Here is a 21,608-nt window from a genome sequence, read left to right on the forward strand (position 1 = left end):
GGGAACTGCCGAGTCCGGCAGCGTCACCCTCTCGGAGCCGAAGGGCCCCGGAAAACCACAAGGAAAATCCCATGGCAGACATCACCATCAGCCCCGATGAGATCCGTGATGCCCTGAAGGACTTCGTCTCGAACTACGAGCCGACGAAGGCCTCCACGGCCGAGGTCGGGCACGTCACCGACGCCGGCGACGGCATCGCGCACGTCGAGGGCCTCCCCGGCGTTATGGCCAACGAGCTCATCCGCTTCGCGGACGGCACGCTCGGCCTCGCGCAGAACCTCGATGAAGACTCGATCGGCGCCATCGTGCTCGGCGAGTTCGCCGGCATCGAAGAGGGCATGGAGGTCACCCGCACGGGTGAGGTCCTCTCCGCCCCCGTCGGCGACGCCTTCCTCGGTCGCGTCGTCGACCCGCTCGGCGCCCCGATCGACGGTCTCGGCGAGATCGCTGCCGAGGGCCGTCGCGCCCTCGAGCTGCAGGCTCCCGGCGTCATGGCCCGCAAGTCGGTCCACCAGCCGCTGCAGACCGGCATCAAGGCCATCGACGCGATGATCCCCGTCGGCCGTGGTCAGCGACAGCTGATCATCGGCGACCGCCAGACCGGCAAGACGGCCATCGCGATCGACACGATCATCAACCAGAAGGCCAACTGGGAGTCCGGCGACGAGGACAAGCAGGTCCGCTGTATCTACGTCGCCATCGGTCAGAAGGGTTCCACGATCGCCTCCGTCAAGGGTGCGCTCGAGGACGCCGGCGCGATGGAGTACACCACCATCGTCGCCGCCCCCGCGTCCGACCCGGCCGGCTTCAAGTACCTCGCCCCGTACACCGGCTCGGCCATCGGCCAGCACTGGATGTACTCCGGCAAGCACGTCCTGATCATCTTCGACGACCTGTCGAAGCAGGCCGAGGCCTACCGCGCCGTGTCGCTCCTCCTGCGTCGTCCGCCGGGGCGCGAGGCGTACCCGGGTGACGTCTTCTACCTGCACTCCCGTCTGCTGGAGCGTTGCGCGAAGCTGTCCGACGAGCTCGGCGCCGGATCGATGACGGGTCTCCCGATCATCGAGACCAAGGCGAACGACGTCTCGGCGTACATCCCGACCAACGTCATCTCCATCACCGACGGCCAGATCTTCCTGCAGTCGGACCTCTTCAACGCGAACCAGCGTCCGGCCGTCGACGTGGGCATCTCGGTGTCCCGCGTCGGTGGTGACGCCCAGGTGAAGTCGATCAAGAAGGTCTCCGGCACGCTGAAGCTCGAGCTGGCGCAGTACCGCTCCCTCGAGGCGTTCGCGATGTTCGCGTCCGACCTCGACCAGGCGTCGCGTCGTCAGCTGGACCGCGGTGCCCGCCTGACCGAGCTCCTCAAGCAGCCGCAGTACTCGCCGTACCCGGTCGAGGAGCAGGTCGTCTCGATCTGGGCCGGCACCAACGGCAAGCTCGACACCGTCCCGGTGCCGGACGTGCTGCGCTTCGAGTCCGAACTGCTCGACCACCTGCGTCGCAACTCCGAGGTCCTCACGACCCTGCGCGAGACGAACCAGCTCAGCGACGAGACCGTCGCCGAGATGTCGAAGCAGATCGACGAGTTCACGAAGAGCTTCCAGACGAGCGACGGCAAGACCCTCGGCTCCGAGCAGTTCGACGCGGCAGACTCCGAGGACGTCGACCAGGAGCAGATCGTCAAGGGTCGTCGCTAGATGGCAGCGCAGGTCCGGGTCTACCGACAGCGAATCAAGTCCGCGAAGACCACGAAGAAGGTCACTCGCGCGATGGAACTGATCTCGGCGTCGCGGATCCAGAAGGCGCAGGCCCGCATGGCTGCGTCCGGCCCGTACTCGCGAGCCGTGACGCGTGCGGTGTCGGCCGTGGCGACGTTCTCGAACGTCGACCACGTGCTGACCACCGAGCCGGAGTCCTCGACCCGTGCGGCCGTGGTGCTCTTCACCTCGGACCGCGGCCTGAACGGCGCGTTCAGCACGAACGTCCTCAAGCAGGGCGAGGAGCTCGCCTCCCTGCTCCGCAGCGAGGGCAAGGACGTCGTCTACTACCTGGTCGGCCGCAAGTCCGTCGGGTACTTCGCGTTCCGTGAGCGCGCGTCGGAGCAGCAGTGGGTCGGGAACACCGACCAGCCCGAGTTCTCGACGGCCAAGGAGATCGGCGACGCCGTCGTGGCGAAGTTCCTCCAGGACACCGCAGAGGGCGGCGTGGACGAGATCCACATCGTGTTCAACCGGTTCCTCAGCATGGCGACGCAGGAGCCGCAGGTCGTTCGCCTGCTGCCCCTCGAGGTCGTCGAAGGGGTCGAGGAGCCCGAGGGCAACGAGCCCCTGCCGCTCTACGAGTTCGAGCCGGACGCCGATGCGGTGCTCGACTCGCTGCTCCCGGTCTACATCGAGAGCCGCATCTTCAACGCCATGCTGCAGTCGGCTGCTTCCGAGCACGCCGCCCGTCAGAAGGCGATGAAGGCGGCCAGCGACAACGCGGACTCGCTGATCCGTGACTTCACCCGACTCGCGAACAACGCGCGTCAGGCGGAGATCACGCAGCAGATCTCCGAGATCGTCGGCGGCGCCGACGCCCTCTCGTCGAAGAAGAAGTAGTCCGCGTCGTTCGCGGACAGATACCCACCCTCAGGAAGGCACCAGCCATGACCGACACCGCAACCACCGCGGTCGAGACGTCGTCGGCGCCCGGTGTCGGCCGGATCGCCCGTGTCACGGGTCCCGTCGTCGACATCGAGTTCCCCCACGACGCAATCCCGGAGATGTACAACCTCCTGTTCACGACCATCACCATCGGTGACTCGTCGCAGGAGATCGGCCTCGAGGTCGCCCAGCACCTGGGCGACGACCTGGTCCGTGCCATCTCCCTGAAGCCGACCGACGGCCTGGTCCGTGGCCAGGAGGTCCGTGACTCGGGCGCTCCGATCTCGGTCCCCGTCGGCGACGTCACCAAGGGCAAGGTCTTCGATGTCCTCGGGAACGTGCTCAACACGGACGAGAAGCTCGAGATCACCGAGCGCTGGCCGATCCACCGCAAGGCCCCGGCCTTCGACCAGCTCGAGTCGAAGACCTCGATGTTCGAGACCGGCATCAAGTCCATCGACCTCCTCACCCCGTACGTGCAGGGTGGCAAGATCGGCCTCTTCGGTGGTGCGGGCGTCGGCAAGACGGTCCTCATCCAGGAGATGATCCAGCGCGTCGCGCAGGACCACGGCGGTGTGTCGGTGTTCGCCGGAGTCGGTGAGCGCACCCGTGAGGGCAACGACCTCATCGGTGAGATGGAAGAGGCGGGGGTCTTCGACAAGACGGCCCTCGTGTTCGGCCAGATGGACGAGCCGCCGGGAACGCGTCTCCGCGTGGCCCTGTCGGCGCTGACGATGGCGGAGTACTTCCGCGATGTCCAGAAGCAGGACGTGCTCCTCTTCATCGACAACATCTTCCGCTTCACGCAGGCCGGATCCGAGGTCTCGACGCTGCTCGGTCGCATGCCGTCCGCCGTGGGCTACCAGCCCAACCTCGCCGACGAGATGGGTGTGCTGCAGGAGCGCATCACCTCGACGCGTGGTCACTCGATCACCTCGCTGCAGGCGATCTACGTGCCGGCTGACGACTACACCGACCCGGCTCCGGCCACCACGTTCGCGCACCTCGACGCGACCACCGAGCTCTCGCGTGAGATCGCGTCGCAGGGTCTGTACCCCGCGATCGACCCGCTGACCTCGACGTCGCGGATCATGGACCCGCGGTACCTGGGCGCCGACCACTACGAGACGGCCACGCGCGTCAAGCAGATCCTCCAGAAGAACAAGGAACTGCAGGAGATCATCGCCATCCTCGGTGTCGACGAGCTCTCCGAAGAGGACAAGATCACGGTCGAGCGCGCTCGTCGTATCCAGCAGTTCCTCTCGCAGAACACGTACATGGCGAAGAAGTTCACGGGCGTCGAGGGCTCCACGGTGCCGCTCAAGGACACCATCGAGTCCTTCCGCGCCATCGCCGACGGCGAGTTCGACCACGTTGCGACGCAGGCGTTCTTCAACGTCGGTGGCATCAACGACGTGGAAGAGAAGTGGGCACAGATCCAGAAGGAGAACCGCTGACATGGCGGGTCTCAACGTGAGCGTTGTCTCGGCCGACCGTGAGGTCTGGTCGGGCGACACCACCATGGTCGTGGCACGCACGACAGAGGGCCAGATCGGCATCCTCGCGGGGCACGAGCCGATGCTCGCGATCCTTGCGCAGGGTCAGGTCCGCATCACGCGGGCCGATGGGTCGACCGTCGCGGTCGACGCCGAAGACGGCTTCCTGTCGGTGGAGCACGACACGGTGACGATCGTCGCGCGGCAGGCCGCGCTGGCGTCCTGACCGGACTGACCGTCCTCCTCCCGCCTTCGGAGACGAAGCGAGAGGGCGGGGACACGAGCCGCACGCTCGATCTGCGTGCACTCTCGTTCCCGGAACTGGCCGAAGAGCGGGCCGCGGTGATCACCGCGGCCCGCTCTGTCAGTTCCGAGGAGTCCTCGGCCAGGACGGCTCTGAAGCTCGGCCCGAAGTCGATCGCCGAACGATTCCGCAACCTCGAGCTCGACACGTCGGGCACGATGCCAGCGATCGAGCGCTACACGGGGGTGCTCTACGACCCCCTGGGCGCGCAGACCGCCGACGCGTCGACGCGGCTGTGGTGGCACGACCACGTGGTCGTGCAGTCGGCCATGTTCGGACCGATCGGTGCTGGCGACCCGATCCCGGCGTACCGTCTGTCGCACGACTCCCGGCTCGGGTCGCTCCGGCTGGCGTCGCACTGGCCCGCGGCCTCGTCCCGGGTCTTGGCCGATCGGGCAGACGGCCTGGTCCTCGACCTCCGGTCCGAGGGCTACCGGCAGCTCGGTCCCGTCCTGGACGCGGTCGCCCCGCGCGTCGTGAGCATCGACGGTTCCGGTCGCCGGCGGGCGTTGAACCACTGGAACAAGACGGCGAAGGGCCGACTCGTCGCGCTGCTCGCGCGCACCGGAGCGGTCGTCGCGTCCATGGACGACCTGGTCGACTGGGCCGCCGCGAACGGCGTCGTGGTCGAACGGAGCGACTCCGGCTGGGACCTGGTCGCCGAGAGCCTGGAACCCGTCACCGTCTGATCATCGCCCCGGTCCGTCCTCCACAGGTCGGGCCGGGGCGCTGCTGTCCACAGGTGGTCGGTTCGTGCCTCACTGGAGGCCCGGATCACGCTTCGATGGCGTGCATGATCCCCTTGACGGCACACACCCCCGACCACACCGCAGTCCGGTTCCCTCGCGAGATCGCGGCGGCGGTCACCCTCCCGGCAGCGGCCGCAGCGCTGGTCACGTCCGGCGTCGGCGCTGGCTCCCGCGTCGGCGCGATCGCGATCGTCACCGCCTGCGGTGCGTTGTCGACCCGCATGGCGCTCATCCCGTTCCTCGCCGCCCGAGACCAGCCGGACCCGCGGGCCATCCGGGGGTTCGACCCGTTCGACGATCCGACGCCGCCGGCGTTGCACGGCCTCGGACCGGAACCGGACCGTGCTCGGCTGCGCACGGCCGGCGACCGGTGTGCCGAGGCCTGGCGGGTCTGGCGCGCCGAGGGTGGTCAGGTGGACAGTACGGCCGGAGCCGCCGGTGCGCTCGCACTCGGGGCCTGGTGTGCGTGGGCGCTCGGGTCGTCGGCCCGCGCCGAGACACGGGCGCGCTACGCCCTCGAAACCCGTGCCGACGACCCGCTCGCCGGGCTGGTCCTGCGGTCGGTCCTGGCCGGCAGTGCGCCGATGTGGGCCGGGCCCCGTCGAGACCGGCACCGATCGTGACCGGTGCGGACGTCCGTCGGTGCGGTGTGACGGGTCGACCGGATCGTCTACGGTGGAGGACACCACATCCGAAGGGCTCCGGTTGCGCGACGACGACATCGAGGACACCGTCATCCGGCGACCCCGCGGTGCGGGTGACGGCGATCGCTTCGACGACGTGCTCGGTGACACCGTCATCCGGCCGCGCACGGAGCCGTCCGGACCGGTCGGTGACCGTGCCGTCGACGGAGCCGACGACCCTGCCGACGACGGAGCCGACCCGGAGGACACGGTCGTCCGCGCCCGTGTCCGGAGCGCCGCCGGACCGAGCGTGCCCGCCGGAGCCGCCACGGGCCTCCCGTCCGTCCCTGCCGCGCCCGCGGCGCGTGTGCCGTCGATCCGCATCGGTGACCGCACCTTCCGCCTGGACCACCCGGTCGTCATCGGGCGGCGTCCGTCGCTGCCGCGGATCACCAGCGGCCCCGAACCGGAACTCGTGACGGTGCGCTCCGCCAACGGGCAGGTGTCGTCCTCGCACGTCCGCATCCACGCCGAGGGCGAAGCCGTGGTGGTGCAGGACCTGCGGTCCACGAACGGCACCGTCATCCGACCGGCCGGCGCGCCGGTGTACCGCATGGCATCGGGTGCGTCGATCGTCGCGCTGACGGGTACGGTAGTCGAGGTCGGTGACGGCAACGCCATCGAGGTCCTCTCGCCGTACCTCCGGGTCGCACCGACGGCGGACGGGTTCCCACCGGTTCCCCCGTGGCCCACCGACCAGACAGCACACGGCACGCCCCGAACCCCCAGAGAGCGATCCTGAAACGTGACCGAACTCGGCCGAGCAGCGACTGCGCACGCCATCGACGTCCCCGGTGCCGACGGCGCCACCCTGACGCTCTCGTGGGGAGCCGCGACCGACGTCGGTCGTCGCCGTGACCACAACGAGGACAGCTACATCGTCGGGGCGCCGTTCTTCGTCGTCGCCGACGGCATGGGCGGACACCTCGCCGGCGACCGCGCGAGCGACGCCGTCGTGCGTCGACTCGGGCAGGTGACGCAGGAGCCCTTCACGACCCGGCAGGGCATCCAGCGGGCGCTGCTGCTCGCCACGGCCGACATCGAGCGCGCAGCCGGCGGCAACGCGATCGGAGCGGGCACGACGGTCACCGGCATCGCCCTGGTCGCGTCACTCGGCCAGCCGGCGGCCCTCGTCTTCAACGTCGGCGACTCCCGGACCTACCGGATCGAGGACGGCGTGCTGCGCCGCGTCACCGTGGACCACTCCGTGGTGCAGGAGATGGTCGACGCCGGGTTGCTGCGGGCCGAGGACGCCGAACAGCACCCGGACAGCAACGTCATCACCCGCGCGGTCGGGTTCGGCGAACCGCCGGCGCCCGACTGGTGGACCCTGCCGCTCCGCGCGGGCGACCGGTACATCGTCTGCTCCGACGGCCTGACGAAGGAGCTCGGCGACGCCGGCATCGCGCGCATCGCGGCACGGGAAGCCGGTGCGCAGGGACTCGCCGAACGACTCGTCGGCGACGCGGTCGTCGCCGGGGGCCGCGACAACGTCACCGTCGTGGTGCTCCAGGTCGACGCCGCCCCGGACGACGGCGACCTCGAGGACACCCTGCCGCGGCACTGACCGCCGGCACGGGACCCCCCGAACTGGGGGAGTGCGCCCGTCCACAGGTGGTCGGTGTGCGGATCGACGGTCACCGGCGCTTCGTACAATGACTGTGCCACGACGAGAGAGTTGGCCGCTCGGCCGGGGAGGAGATGTCGATGGCGCGTCGCCTGCCGTCCAACCCGCCCGTGATCGGCGGCTTCAGCCCCGTGCACGTCCTCGGTTCCGGTGGCTTCGCCGACGTCTTCCTGTACGAACAGGACATGCCGCGTCGTCAGGTCGCGGTGAAGGTGCTGCTTGACGAGGTCGTCGACGACCGCGTCCGGCAGATGTTCCAGGCCGAGGCCAACCTGATGGCGCGGCTCAGCACCCACCCGTCGATCCTGACGGTGTTCCAGGCGAGTGTCGCGGCCGACGGACGTCCGTACCTGGTGATGGAGCTGTGCTCCTCATCGCTCAGCGAGCGGTACCGGCGGGAGCCGATCCCGGTGTCCGAGGTGCTCTCGATCGGTGTCCGGATCGGGTCCGCCCTCGAGACCGCGCACCGCGAAGGCGTGCTCCACCGTGACATCAAGCCGTCGAACATCCTGCTCACGGCGTACGGCAACCCCGTGCTGTCCGACTTCGGCATCGCGGCCACCATCGGCGGGACCGACCCGGACGAGCCCATCGGCATGTCGATCCCGTGGTCGGCGCCCGAGGTCCTGATCGACGAGTCCCGGGGCACGATCCAGTCCGAGGTGTACTCCCTCGCCGCCACCGTGTACTCCCTGCTCGCCGGCCGCAGCCCGTTCGAGGTCCGGGGCGGCAAGAACGGTGCGAGCGACCTGATGAGCCGGATCGACAAGGGGGGCGTCAAGCCCACCGGTCGGACCGACGTCCCACCGTCGCTCGAGCGCCTGCTCGCCACCGCGCTGTCCCGCAAGGTGCCGTCGCGCCCGACGACCGTGCTCGAACTCGTGCGCGGGTTCCAGCAGGTCGAGGCCGAGCTCGGGATCCCGCAGACCGCGGCCGACGTCGCGGTCGAGGCATGGGCCATCGCGACCCCGACCCCGGAGGGCGACCGGACCATGATCCGCGAGCTCCAGCCGCCGTCGCGGGTAGGCGCCCGTCGCCGCACCCGCCGCGCGGTCCAGGGCGGCGTCGTCGCCGGCGGTTCGCAGAGCGTCGGCACCGTCCACCGCACCGGATCGGTCACACGTGCTCGTCGACGCACCCGGTCGACGCTCGTCTGGGCGACGTCCCTCGCCGTCGTCGTGGTCGCCGCCCTCGCCATCGCGACCGTGGTCGTCGTCGGGCGGCTCGGCGCCGGGGCGATCCCCGTGGTGGCGGACGTCCGCGCACAGCCCTCGGCGCAGGCGGTGTCGTTCTCGTGGGCGGACCCGGGTCTGCAGAGCGGCGACACCTACGTCATCTCGTCGAACGGCGCGTCCAGCCAGCAGACCGGCACCACGTTCGTCGTCTCCGGGCAGCGCGGCGACGAGGAGTGCATCGCGGTCGCCGTCAACCGCGACGGCAAGACCGGTGCAGCGAGCGCGCAGAAGTGCGCGACCGTCGGGAGCACCGGGTGATCCGCGCGCTCGTCGCGAAGCACCGATCCGCCGCCGTCACCACCGGGGTCTCCGTCCTGGTCGCCGCGGTCGTCGCGACGACCGCGATCGTCTCGACCGGGTACCACACGCAACGAGTCGACCTCGGGGACGGCACCGTCTGGGTGCCCTCCGCCGAGTACGGAGCGGTCGGCCGGGCCAACACCGGGGTCCTCCAGCTGAACACCGCCGTCGAGACCGCGAGCGACGACCTGGCCGTGCTGCAGCGCGGGTCCATGGTCTACAGCATCGACCAGACCAAGGGGACCGTGGCCAAGGTCGACGTCGCCGACGCCACCGTCGGCGACGCCGTGACCCTGCCCGCGGGGACACCCCAGGTCTTCTTCGCGGGGGACACCGCGGTGATCGGCAACCAGGACACCGGCGAGCTGTGGGCGACGCCCGCGGCCGACCTCGCCGAGTTCGATGCCTCGACCAAGGCCGACCTGACGCTCGGGGCGGACACCGTCTTCGACGCCTCGGACGGACACGTCGCGGTGTACTCGGCGAAGACCGGCACGGCATCGCTCGTCGACGTCGGGTCGACGTTGTCCGTCGACCAACGGTGGAAGGTCGACATGGACCGCACCGACGACTTCCAGGTCGCGACCTTCGACGGCCACCTGGCCGTGCTCGACCGCACCAGCGGCGCACTGTCGATCGACGGCCGCACCGTGGAGCTCGGCGATCGGGTCGGCGCGTCACCCGCGCTCCAGCGATCGTCGGACACCTCGTCCGACGTCACCGTCGCGGGCACCGCCGGACTCGTCCGGGTCAGCGCCTCGGGGTCCGTCGACGCCACCGCGCTCCAGGTGTCCGGGCGCGCGGCGCGCCCCTACGTCGACGGGTCCTGCACCTACGCGGCGTGGGCCGGTGGCCAGGCGATGGACACCTGCGACGGCAACGCCCTCCAGCGGCTCGCGAGCACCGGCGGGACCAGCACGATGCAGATCCTGCACAACGGGCAGACCGTCGTCGCCAACGACCCGTCGAGCGGTCGTTCCTGGGCGATCGACCGCAGCGGCCAGCTCATCGACAACTGGGCCGACCTCATCAAGCAGGACGACGAGCAGCAGCAGGAGCAGGTCTCCGACGACGACCCCGAGGTCGACAAGGACCAGAAGCCGCCGGTGGCGGTGGACGACGACCTGGGCGCTCGTCCGGGACGCACCACGAGCCTCCCGGTCCTGCTCAACGACTACGACCCGAACGGTGACCCGATCATCGTGAGCGAGGTCGGGTCCATCTCGGAGTCCGCCGGCCGCGTCGCCATCGTCGCCGACGGCCAACGGCTGCAGGTCACGCTGTCGTCGCGCGCGACCGGCACCGTGACCTTCCCGTACACGATCACCGACGGCAACGGGGGGTCGGACACGGCGACCGTCCGCGTCACGGTGCGGCCGGAGTCGCAGAACGAGGCCCCGCGGCAGGTGCGCGACACCTCGGCGGACGTGGTGCAGAACGGACACGTCGTCAGCAGCGTGCTCGGCGACTGGGTCGACCCCGACGGCGACCCGGTGTACCTGAAGTCCGCGACCGCCTCGGACGGCGACCGGGTGTCGACCACCCCGGACGGCCTGCTCGACTTCCGTGCGGACAGCGGCCGGACGGGTGACCGTGCCGTGCAACTCGTCGTGAGCGACGGACGCGCGGACGGCCGTGGCTCGGTGACCGTGCGCGTGGCGAAGCAGGGGAGTGTGCCGCTGCGTGCCGACCCGTTCCCGGTGCAGGGCTACGCCGGCAAGGCCTTCACGGTGGAGCCGCTCGACCACGTCCGCGGCGGCAACGGCACCGTGACCCTCACGAGTGTGTCGTCGTCGGCGGGGCTGACGGTCACCCCGAGCTACGACGCGGGCACGTTCCGGGTGCAGGGGGCGAGTGCCGGCGACCACCAGCTCGAGTACACCGTGACCGACGGTGTGAAGACGTCGAGCGGCATCGTCCGGGTCACGATCCTCGCGCCGCCGGACGCCTCGACCGCGCCCATCACGACCCCGAAGACGGTCTTCGTCAACACGCTGTCGAGCAAGGACACCGACGTCACCGCGACCGACATCGACCCGGCGGGCGGGGTGCTGCTCGTCACCGCCCTCGACGGACCGGTGCGGGGCAGCGGGGTCCAGGCGAGCATCCTCGACCAGCACACCGTGCGCGTCACGCTGACCGCACCGCTCGACGGGCCGGTGTCGTTCGGGTACACCGAGACGAACGGCCTGGCGTCGTCCACCGGCACGATCACCGTCGTCGAGATCCCCAAGCCCGACCGGATCCAGCCGCCCGTCGCCCAGCCCGACAGCGCGACCGTCCGGGTCGGCGACGTCGCGAACATCGACGTGCTCGACAACGACACCCAGCCCGAGGGCGAGCCCCTGACCCTCGAGCCCGAGCTCGTGCAGAACGTGCCCGGTGACGGCGGTCTGTTGTTCGCCTCGGGCGACCACCTGCGCTACCTCGCGCCGAAGACCCCCGGCAACTACACCGCCGTCTACCGGGTCGCCGGTCCGGACGGCCAGTACGCCGACGCCGCCGTCTCGATCTCGGTGCGCGAACGGGACGCGGCGACGAACAACCCGCCGGTCCCGCAGACCGTGACCGCCCGGGTCGTGGCGGGTTCGTCGGTGCGGATCTCGGTGCCGCTGAACGGGATCGACCCGGACGGCGACTCGGTGCAGCTCGTCGGCGTCGGGTCGAACCCCGACAAGGGCTCCGTCACCGACGTCGCGTCCGACGCGCTGACCTACGAGGCCGGCGACTACTCGGCCGGCACCGACGAGTTCACCTACACGGTGGTCGACGCCCTGGGCGCGCGTGCCACCGGTACCGTCCGCGTGGGCATCGCCCCCCGGGCCGAACAGGCGTCGAACCCCGTCGCCGAGGCCGACCACGTGACCATCCGCCCCGGCGGGTCGGTGACCGTGCGGGTGCTGCAGAACGACTCCGACCCCGAGGGGGGTCAGCTCACCGTGGCGGCGGCCGAGCCCACCGCGGACGACGTGTCGGCGAAGATCCTGCGGAAGCAGCAGATCCGGGTCACACCCCCGAAGACCGCGAAGTCGGGCGACTACGCCGTGCTCTACACGGTGGCGAACGCCAGCGGGGGATCGAGCACCGCGTTCCTCACCGTCACGGTCGACCCGGACGCGCAGCCCCTCCGCCCCGAGGTCGACGACACCACCCTGGACCTGCAGGACATCCTGCGGCGCGAGAGCGTGACCGTCGACGTGCTCGAGAACGTCTTCTTCGCCGAGGGCACCGCTGCCGACCTGCGGGTCGGGATCGTGGACGGCTACGGCGACACCGCGCGGCTCACCGACGACGGACGGATCACGGTCCGGCTCACCGACGAGTCCCAGGTCATCCCGTTCTCGGTCGCACGGGTCGACCACCCCGACATCGTGTCCTACGGCTTCATCAACGTCCCCGGGTTCGACGACGCCCTGCCGCAGATCAACCGCTCGGCCGGTGCCGTCACCGTGAAGAGCGAGGCCACGGTCCGCATCCCGCTCGAGGACTACGTCGTGACCGCGAACGGTCAGACGGCGAAGATCACGGACCGCGGGACGGTGAAGGCGACGCACGCGAACGGCCAGAGCCTGGTCGTGGACTCGTCGACGCTGCAGTTCACCTCGTCGAAGCTGTACTACGGCAACGCGTCCATCTCGTTCGAGGTCACCGACGGTTCCGCGGCCAACGGCGGGAAGGGCCGGGTCGCGACCCTCGTGCTCCCGGTCGCCGTGACGCCGCGGTCGAACCAGCCGCCGGCGTTCACCGGATCGGCGGTCGAGATGCAGCCGGGCGAGACCCGCACCGTCGACCTGACCAAGCTCACCGACTACCCGTACCCGAAGGACCTGCCGGAGTTGCGGTACTCCGTGGTGAGCAAGCCGACCAGCGGTGCCACCGCGACGATCTCGGGCCAGCAGCTGACCATCGCCGTGCCGGACACCGCGAAGAAGAACACGACGGCGTCGATCGGCATCGGCGTGCAGGACGACGCCAACGCCGGACGTGCCGGCACCGTGACCGTCGGCGTGGTGGCGTCCACCCGCCCGCTCGTGCAACCCGGCGCCGACAGGTCGATCACCAAGCGTGGTGCGACCACGACCATCGACGTGCTGACGAACGACCAGCCGACCAATCCGTTCCCCGGTGAGCGGCTGCGCGTCGTGAACATCCGCGGGCTCTCCGGCGGCCTGCCGAGCGGTGTCTCGGTGACGCCGAGCGCCGATCGCTCCCGCCTGCAGGTCCGGGTCTCCGACACCGCGAAGCCCGTCGACGCCCACCTGCAGTACCAGGTCGCGGACGCCACGAACGACCCGGACCGGTACGTGTGGGGCGACGTGACCGTCTCCGTGCAGGACGTCCCCGACGCCCCGGGCACACCGACCCGCACCGGCTCGTACGACGGCGGTCAGGCCACGTTGACCTGGTCGACGCCGCAGGGGAACAACTCGCCGATCACCGGGTACCGCGTGACGGGCACGAACGGCGTCTCGAAGAACTGCGGCACCGCGACCGTCTGCACGCTGACCGGGCTCGACCCGAAGGCGTCCTACCGGTTCCAGGTCATCGCCACCAACGCGATCGGCGACTCGAAGCCGTCGGGCAGCTCCGCTCCGATCAGTGCGGACTTCGTGCCGGCGCCGCCGAAGGGCATCACCGTCACGCCGAACGCATCGACGCCGAACCAGCTCGACGTGAAGTGGAACGCCGTCGCCACTCCGAACCGGGGCAGCGCGGTCGACAACTACGTCGTGACGATCGAGGGTCCGGGGCTGTCCGACACCCGCAACACCGGCACTGCGACGAACACCTCGTTCGTCGGTGCCCAGAGCGCGGCGCAGTACACGGTGACCGTGTCGGCGCGGAACAGCGCTGATCGCAACGGCACGGTGGTGCAGTGGAACTCGGCGTCGGCGACGGGCTCGGCGATCGGTCGACCCGGAACCCCCTCCCTGAGCGCGACGGGGAACCGTCAGGGCTCGACCACTGCTGTCTCGTTGAACGCGACCGAGTCGAACTGGGCCGGTGGAGCACCGGGATGGACGATCGCGAAGTACGCTGCCAACACTCCGATCCCGGCCGGGTGTTCGACCGACGGCGCGGAGAGGACCTGGTCGAGCAGCAGCGTCAGCGACACGATCACGAGCCAGTACCGCTACGTCGCGTACGCCGACAACGGCCTGTTCTGCGCGCCCTCCCAGCCCGCCGGCGTCGAGGGCTACCAGACGCCGGACGCGCCCACCGGCACCGTCAGCATCGGAACCGACGTCCGGAACCCACAGAACCACGTCGTCGACATCGCTGCGAGCGGGACGACCCGTTACCTGTACTACTCGGTGAACGACGGTCCCCGGGTTCGGTTCAACGGCAGCGCTTCGCTCGGTGCCGGCGCCGGGAACGGGATCGAGTCGAGGGTGGTCTTCACCGCGTGTGCGACCGATGGTGACTACTGCGCATCGAGCAGCGAGTCGAAGGGCACCGCGTACACCACCCGCGCCTCGGTGGTGAGCGCCGTGGTCGGCCAGGCGCCGGTCGTGAACCCACCCGACAACAGCAACAACGCGGCTCTGGTCCCCACGTACAAGGTGGAGTACTGCACCGACGGGCTTCTGGGAAGCTACAACTGCACCGAGGACAAGCCCGACGGTGCGGGGAAGTACGCGCTGAGCGACAACGTGCCGGTCGGGTTCGATGCGATCCGTGTCACCGCAACCGTCAACGGCACGCCCGACCCGAGCCCGGACACGTTCGTCATCACCCCCGCCGCCGGCAACTGACCATCCAGAAGGACGAGGACCACCCCGCATGAGCATGACCCCGGAGCAGGCCACCTGGTTCGCCGACGTCGCAGGCCGCATCGTGACCAACGTCGAGCAGGTGCTCCTCGGGAAGACGTTCGTGATCCGCCTCGCGGTGACGGCGATGCTCAGCGAGGGCCACCTGCTCCTCGAGGACGTCCCCGGCACGGGCAAGACGAGCCTGGCGCGGGCGATGGCGCAGAGCGTGCAGGGGACGACGAACCGCATCCAGTTCACCCCCGACCTGCTGCCCGGCGACATCACCGGCATCAGCGTCTACGACCAGCGCACGCAGGAGTTCGACTTCCACCGCGGCCCGGTCTTCGCGAACATCGTCCTCGCCGACGAGATCAACCGTGCGAGCCCGAAGACGCAGTCTGCCCTGCTCGAGGCGATGGAGGAGTCGGCGATCACGGTCGACGGCGTGAACCACCGCCTGGCGGCCCCCTTCATGGTCATCGCGACGCAGAACCCCATCGAGCAGGCCGGCACGTACCGTCTGCCCGAGGCGCAGCTCGACCGGTTCCTCATGAAGACCTCGATCGGCTACCCCGACCACGCCGCCACCGTGAAGATCCTCGAGACCTCGTCGGCTCCGTCGGCATCGGTTCCGCTCGCGAGCGTCGTGCCCGCGGCGACGATCACCGAGATGGCCGCGCTGGCCCGCACGGTGCACGTCGACGCCGTCATCGCCGACTACGTCGCACGGTTGGTCGACGCGACGCGTTCGGCCAGTGAGGTCCGCCTGGGCGTCAGTGTCCGCGGCGCGATGGGCCTCATCCGTTCGGCACGCGTGCTCGCCGCGCTGAGCGGCCGCCACTACGTCACGCCGGACGACGTCAAGGCCCTCGCCGTCCCGGTGCTCGCGCACCGCCTGGTGCTCGACGCCGAGGCGGAGTTCGACGGTGTCAGCGCGCCGAGCGTCATCGCACAGCTGCTGGTGGAGACGCCGCCGCCGGCCGACCGAGTCACGACGTGACGGACCGCCGGCCCGTCTCCACGCGCTCACGCCGTCCGTCCTCGACGCGGTCGCGTCGCGGGACGACGGCGTACGAGCGCACGGGGACGGTCGCCGGCCTGACCAACGTCCGCTCGCGCATCGTCGGTGACCGTGAAGGCGTCGCCGCGGATGCGGTCGTCGGGATCGTCCGGGTGTGGGCAACGGCCTGGAGGCTCGTCAAGCGTTCCTGGGGCGAGGTCTCGTCCGTCGTCACCGGGCTCGGGTGGACGGTCGCGGCCCTCACGCTCGTCGCGTTCGTGGCCGGCTACCGGTTCGGCCTGCGGGAGATCGTCGTCGTCGGGTTCGCGGGAGCGGTGCTCGTCGTCGTCGCCGCGATCGCGCTCATCGGTCGCACGCGGCTGGTGATCCGGATGCGCCTGCCGCAGCACCGTGTGGCGGTCGGTGACGAGGCCGGTGTGGTGGTCACGGCGGAGAACCCGACGCGTCTGCCCTCGGTGCCGACGACGGTCGAGGTGCCGGTCGGCCCGGGTCTCGTCGACGTCGCGATCCCGGCGATCGGCGCGCACGGCACGTTCGAGCAGCTGGTGCCCGTGCCGACCGTGCGCCGCGGCGTGCTCGATGTGGGGCCGGTCACCGGTGTCCGCGCCGACCCCGTCGGTCTCGTCCGTCGCGAGGTCGTCTGGACCGCACGCGAACAGGTCATCGTGCACCCGCGCACGATCGCGATCCCGTCGACGAGCACCGGCCTGGTGCGTGACCTCGAGGGGCAGGCGACCACCGACCTGTCGCCGGCCGACATCGCGTTCCACGCCATCCGCGAGTACATGCCGGGTGACGACCCCCGCACCATCCACTGGAAGTCGACGGCGAAGTCGGGCGCGCTGATGGTGCGCCAGTTCGAGGACACGCGCCGCTCGCACCTGGTCGTGGCGCTGGGCATCGCCCGGTCGGAGTTCGGGGACGACGAGGAGTTCGAGCTCGCGGTGAGCGCTGCGGCCTCGCTCGGTGCTCGTGCGATCCGCGACGGCCGAGAGGTCTCGGTCGTGGTGTCGGAACGCACCCCGGAGTTCGCGAAGCGTGCCGTCTACGCGGTGCGGACCCTGCCGACGGTCACCCCGACGCGACTGCTCGACGACTTCGCCTCGGTCGGACTCGCCGATGCTTGCCTGCCCATCGCCGAGGTCTCCCGGATCGTCGGCAGCGACACCGAGGGCATCTCGGTGGCGTTCCTGGTCGTCGGTTCGACGATCGGACTGCCGGCGCTCCGGCTCGCGGCGACGCGCTTCCCCGTCGGGGTCGAGGTCGTCGCGGTGATCTGCGAGCCCGAAGCACAGCCACGGTTCCTGCGGGTCGCGGGCCTGACCGTGATGACCATCGGCTACCTGGACGACCTCCGGCACGCCCTGCACCGATCGGCCGCCGCGTGAGCGCCCCTCCGGTGGCCGCGCCGACGCCGCCCGCGGAGCGTGCCCGTCGGTCGACCCGGCGTTCCGATCGCCGCGATGCCCGGCGGCTCGTACCGTTCCGTCTGGCCGGCGGGACCCTCGTCGTGTGGCTCCTGCTCGCGGTCGCGAGTGTGTCGTGGTGGCCGGTCTACCGCGACGACTCGATGATCGTCGCGGCGGTGACCGCGATAGCGTTCGGCACGCTCGTCGCCCTCGTCGGCGCGGTCCTGCGGCTGCCGCTGGTCGTGGTGGCGGTCGCGACGGTGGCGGCGTTCACGCTCGCCGGTGTGCCCGCCGCCGTGCCCGGTCAGGCCAACGGGGTCCTGCCGACGGGCCCGGGCCTGCTCGCGCTGTTCGCCGGCGTCGCGCTGGGATGGAAGCAGCTGGTGACCATCAGCCTGCCGGTCGGCTCGTACGAGGCGCTCCTCGTGCCGTACTTCGTGACGCTCCTCGTCGCCACGGTGACGGCCGTGAGCGTGGCGACCCGGGCCTCCAGGCAGGAACTCGCGAGCATCCCGGCACTGGTGCTGTTCGCGATCGGGGTGGTCGTCGGGCCGAGTCGGCTGGACACGTCGATCGTGACGGCCGTCGTGCTCGTCGCCGTCGCGCTCGTGTGGGCGCTGACGGTGCGGCACGCCCGTCGCGCGGTCGCCGTGGCGACCACGATCGGGTCGTCGGTACCGATCGCCCGGTCGGTCGTCCGCCCGGCGCTCGTCGGCACGGGGACGATCGTGGCGGCGGCCGTCGTCGCGACGGGGCTCGGGCTGGTCGCACCGCCGGCGAACGAGCGCACCGTGGCCCGGACGGACGTCGTCAAGCCGTTCGACCCTCGCGACTACGTCAGCCCGCTGAGCGGCTTCCGCGCGTACGAAGAGCAGAGCGCGGCGGACACCGCACAGCTCCGGGTCACCGGACTGCCGGAAAACGGGTTCGTGCGCATCGCGACGCTCGACACCTACGACGGCGTGGTCTACCGCGTCGGCGGGTCGGACGGCTCCTCGTCGTCGGGGACGTTCGAGCGGGTGCCGACGTCGGTCGACGTCCGTGGCGTGGACGGCACCACGGTGCGCGTCGGGGTGACCGTCGACGGCTACAACGGGGTCTGGCTGCCGACGGTGGGGGACCTGGAGCGCGTCGACTTCACCGGGACCGACGCTGACGACGAGCGCGGGTCCTTCTTCTACAACGGCTCGACGCAGACGGGCGCCGTGGTCGGCGGTGTCCGCGAAGGCACTTCCTACGACCTGACCGCCGTGGTCCCCGACCAGCCGACGGACGAGCAGCTCGCAGCCGCCCGCCCGGGCAGTGCCGCGGTCCCGACGGCGCGCGAGGTGCCGGACGCCGTCCGCGAGACGGTCGAGGCGACGACCGACGCCGATGCGGCGTCGGGTGCGAAGCTCGTCGCGGTGATCCAGGCGCTCAAGCGCAACGGGTACGTCAGCCACGGCGTCGGTGACGACCGGATGAGCCGTTCGGGGCACGGCGCCGACCGCATCCAGGAGCTCCTGACGTCGCCGCTGATGATCGGCGACCAGGAGCAGTACGCCGCCGCCGCAGCGCTGATGGCCGACGAGCTCGGGTTCCCGGCACGGGTGGTCATGGGCTTCACTGCGGGCGGCGACTCGGGGTCCGGCGGGGCGTCGGTGAGCGGCGGCACCACGACGTTCCGCGGCTCGGACGTCACCGCGCGCATCGAGGTCGACACCGCGCAGTGGGGGTGGGTGATGCTCAACCCCAACCCGAGTGTCCGCGAGATCCCGAACGAGCAGCAGCAGACGCCGCAGCCGGTGACCCGTCCCGAGACCGTCGTGCCGCCGCCTCCCGTCGACCAGCAGGACCAGGACCAGCAGGCGCCGCCGCAGAGCGATCGGAACACGCCGCCCGTGCAGCCGCTGTGGTTGCAGATCCTGCTGGCAGCGCTGCCGTGGGTGCTCGGTGCACTGGGGCTGATCGCCCTCGTGCTCCTGCCGTTCGGGGTGATCGTCCTGCTGAAGCGGGTCCGCCGCCGTCGGCGGCGTCGTGCTCCGACGCCGCGCGGTCGCATCGTCGGGGCCTGGGACGAGTACCGCGATGCGCTCCTCGACCGTGGACACGACGTGGCCGGATCGGCCACGCGACGCGAGACCGTGGCCGGTGCTCCGGGTGAGGGCGGGACCGGACTGGCCGCCCTCGCCGACCGGGCGGTGTTCGGACCGAGCGACGTCGACCAGGCCGCCGCCGACCGGATGTGGTCGGCGACGGACGACGCGGTGGGGACCCTGCGCGCCGGTCGGACGCGCCGTGAGCGGTTCCGCACCGCTGTGTCGCTCCGGTCCCTGCGCGGACCCGAACGACCGCGCGCGACCACCGGTCAGGGCTCGGCGAGACGCGGTGACTACGATGGCCGGAGGCCTGACGAGCGTCGTGGACGGCCGAGTGAGGACAGAGGCAGACCGTGATCAGATGCGAACACTGTGGATCGATGCTCCCGGAGGGGGCGATCTTCTGCGGTGAGTGCGGACGCGCGGTGACCGCCGGAGCGAGCCGCCGGCCGGTCGCTCCGACCCCCGTCGAGCAGGCGCCGCCACCGCCCCTGCAGCAGCCCGACTCCCACGGACGTCGCTCCGACCCTGCGGCTGACGCATGGTTGCCCGAGTCGACCCTCGACCCAGCCACCCGCGCCTGGCTGACCGGTGCCGACCGCCGCAGCACCGAACCGCCGCCCGCGGTGCCGGTCCAACGCCCCGACGACCTCGCCCCGCGCGAGGCGCCGTCGCACGTGCACGGTGCGGGCTCCGGCCTCGGCGACTGGTCGAACGCGGCCGCGCAGCCCGACGCCGTCCCTGCCCCGGACGAACCGCCACTGGACCCGGACGCCTACCGCTCCGAGCCCGCAGACGCCCTCGCCGACGACCCCGAGCGGACCCGGCTGGCTCCTGTCGAGGACCGTCCCGCGACCCCGCCTGGTGCTGACGAGGCGCCGGCACCCGTGTGGGCGCCGCCGGTCGCTCCGGCCCCGACCGCGGCGCCGGCCGGACCGTCCTGGTGGGTCGGCCGCGGTGCCACCACCGAGGCCGCGCAGCTCGCGTCCGGAGCCGAGTCCGCTCCTGTCGTCCCGCCGGTCCCGAGTGCACCGGCCGCCGCTGACGACACGCCCGACGACACCGCGGCGTCCCCGCACGCGACGGTCGACGCGCCCGTGCACGTCGAGTCCGACGACGCCGACGACACGTCGTCCACCCGCTCCGGCGAGCCCGTACAGGACGGTGTACTCGACGAACCGACCGCCGCCGCGCCCGTCGTGTCGCCGCCGCAGCCGGGGGACACCGCCGTCGTCGAGCCCCTGATCGACCGCCGACCGCCTCGGCCCGCGCCGCTCGTCACGCCGGGCATGCACGCCACGACCATCTGCCACGTCTGCGGCAACCGCCTCGAGCCCGACGACATCTTCTGCGGCGAGTGCGGAGCAGTCCGCCCCGCCGTGACCGCCGCGTTCACCGGACCGGTCGTGCCGCTGCCGATGGCGCGTCCGGACTGGGCGACCGAGCACTCCGGTGTGGAGTCGGCCGGCGCCGGCGGGTCGTCGTCGACCGACGTGCCGGACGACGAGATCCCGGTCGATGCGCCCGCGGACGACCAGATCACGAGCGACGAGACCGGGTCCGACGAGACCGGGTCCGACGAGACTGGGTCCGACGAGACCGTCGCCGATGACGAGTCGGCCCTGCCGGACAGCGAGGCCTCGCGCCCGGGTGGCCGTCCCCGCGGCGCACACGCGGCGCCGGTGACCGAGCCGACCGAGCCCGGGGACGCGGCACCGCACGGAGAACCGCAGGACCCCGACCGGTCCTGGGCCCCGCCGGCGCAGGCCCCGCTCGCCGCGCCGCTGCCTCCGGTCCCCGGGGCGACGGCACCCGAGCTCCCGCTCCCGCCGTCGGACCGTCCCGAGGCCAGTGCGGACGCCGACGAGCTCGACGAGGACGTCGACGAGACCCGCATCGTCTCGAAGACCCCGACGCGCGCGCCGTTCCTGCTGCACTTCAGCACGGGCGAGCGGTTCGGGGTGCACGGCACCGGCCTGCTCGGTCGTCTGCCTCGTCCCCAGCCGGGGGAGCGCTACGACGACCTGCTGACCGTCCACGACCCGGGCAAGTCGGTGTCGAAGACCCACCTCGAGCTCGGCCGCGACGGTGACGACCTGTGGGTGTCCGACCGGTTCTCCGGCAACGGCACCGTCGTCCGCCACATCGACGGTTCGATCCGTCGCTGCGAGCCCGGTCGTCGGTACCGCGTGGAGCGCGGGGCTCGGGTGGACATCGGCGAGCAGTTCTTCCTCGTGCAGTAGCGCTGCCGGACTTCTCCACAGATCGGTCGTCGGCGCCCCGGAGACGCCGCCGTCCTGCT

General features: G+C 71.1%; 14 protein-coding genes. All 14 read left to right on the forward strand.

Features of this window, described 5'->3' with window-relative positions:
- Positions 1–71 precede the first annotated feature (71 nt).
- The 14 genes from atpA (at position 72) to EDF42_RS05470 (ending at position 21,549) form a co-directional block, all read left to right on the forward strand.
- Positions 72–1,700 (forward strand): F0F1 ATP synthase subunit alpha, encoded by a 1,629-nt coding sequence (gene atpA, locus EDF42_RS05410; protein WP_123339745.1) that lies wholly within the window; start codon positions 72–74, stop codon positions 1,698–1,700.
- The gene (locus EDF42_RS05415; RefSeq protein ID WP_123339744.1) at positions 1,701–2,603 is read left to right on the forward strand and encodes a F0F1 ATP synthase subunit gamma; all 903 of its coding nucleotides are present in this window, start codon (positions 1,701–1,703) and stop codon (positions 2,601–2,603) included. It abuts the gene before it with no gap.
- Positions 2,604–2,650: 47 nt separating this feature from the next.
- Positions 2,651–4,105, forward strand: coding sequence for a F0F1 ATP synthase subunit beta (gene atpD / locus EDF42_RS05420; protein ID WP_065959250.1), 1,455 nt, complete (start codon positions 2,651–2,653; stop codon positions 4,103–4,105).
- Position 4,106: 1 nt separating this feature from the next.
- Entirely contained in the window at positions 4,107–4,370 is a 264-nt protein-coding gene (locus EDF42_RS05425) for a F0F1 ATP synthase subunit epsilon (protein WP_017885743.1), read from the forward strand.
- Positions 4,371–4,375: 5 nt separating this feature from the next.
- Entirely contained in the window at positions 4,376–5,137 is a 762-nt protein-coding gene (locus EDF42_RS05430; protein ID WP_123339743.1) for a YaaA family protein, read from the forward strand.
- A gap of 104 nt (positions 5,138–5,241) precedes the next feature.
- A complete protein-coding gene (locus tag EDF42_RS19215) occupies positions 5,242–5,820 on the forward strand; it encodes a hypothetical protein (RefSeq protein WP_260235124.1) in 579 nt (192 codons plus the stop codon).
- 52 nt (positions 5,821–5,872) lie between these two features.
- On the forward strand, positions 5,873–6,622 hold the full coding sequence (locus EDF42_RS19220; RefSeq protein ID WP_260235125.1) for an FHA domain-containing protein: 750 nt from the start codon (positions 5,873–5,875) through the stop codon (positions 6,620–6,622).
- A gap of 3 nt (positions 6,623–6,625) precedes the next feature.
- Complete coding sequence (locus tag EDF42_RS05440) at positions 6,626–7,447, forward strand: PP2C family serine/threonine-protein phosphatase (protein WP_123339741.1); 822 nt, start codon at positions 6,626–6,628, stop codon at positions 7,445–7,447.
- Positions 7,448–7,587: 140 nt separating this feature from the next.
- On the forward strand, positions 7,588–9,000 hold the full coding sequence (locus tag EDF42_RS05445) for a serine/threonine-protein kinase (protein ID WP_123671865.1): 1,413 nt from the start codon (positions 7,588–7,590) through the stop codon (positions 8,998–9,000).
- On the forward strand, positions 8,973–14,798 hold the full coding sequence (locus tag EDF42_RS05450) for an Ig-like domain-containing protein (RefSeq protein WP_123671687.1): 5,826 nt from the start codon (positions 8,973–8,975) through the stop codon (positions 14,796–14,798). Before EDF42_RS05445 ends, EDF42_RS05450 begins: the two co-directional genes overlap by 28 nt.
- Positions 14,799–14,826: 28 nt before the next feature.
- Positions 14,827–15,798: a MoxR family ATPase gene (locus tag EDF42_RS05455; protein WP_123294288.1), complete on the forward strand. Its 972-nt coding sequence runs from the start codon at positions 14,827–14,829 to the stop codon at positions 15,796–15,798.
- Positions 15,795–17,207 (forward strand): DUF58 domain-containing protein, encoded by a 1,413-nt coding sequence (locus EDF42_RS05460; RefSeq protein ID WP_111083878.1) that lies wholly within the window; start codon positions 15,795–15,797, stop codon positions 17,205–17,207. Before EDF42_RS05455 ends, EDF42_RS05460 begins: the two co-directional genes overlap by 4 nt.
- The gene (locus EDF42_RS05465; RefSeq protein ID WP_148067625.1) at positions 17,204–19,663 is read left to right on the forward strand and encodes a DUF3488 domain-containing protein; all 2,460 of its coding nucleotides are present in this window, start codon (positions 17,204–17,206) and stop codon (positions 19,661–19,663) included. Before EDF42_RS05460 ends, EDF42_RS05465 begins: the two co-directional genes overlap by 4 nt.
- A 68-nt stretch (positions 19,664–19,731) precedes the next feature.
- Positions 19,732–21,549 (forward strand): FHA domain-containing protein, encoded by a 1,818-nt coding sequence (locus tag EDF42_RS05470; RefSeq protein ID WP_221181004.1) that lies wholly within the window; start codon positions 19,732–19,734, stop codon positions 21,547–21,549.
- Positions 21,550–21,608: the final 59 nt, after the last annotated feature.

The organism is Curtobacterium sp. PhB172, from assembly GCF_003752545.1.
Taxonomy (GTDB): Bacteria; Actinomycetota; Actinomycetes; order Actinomycetales; family Microbacteriaceae; genus Curtobacterium.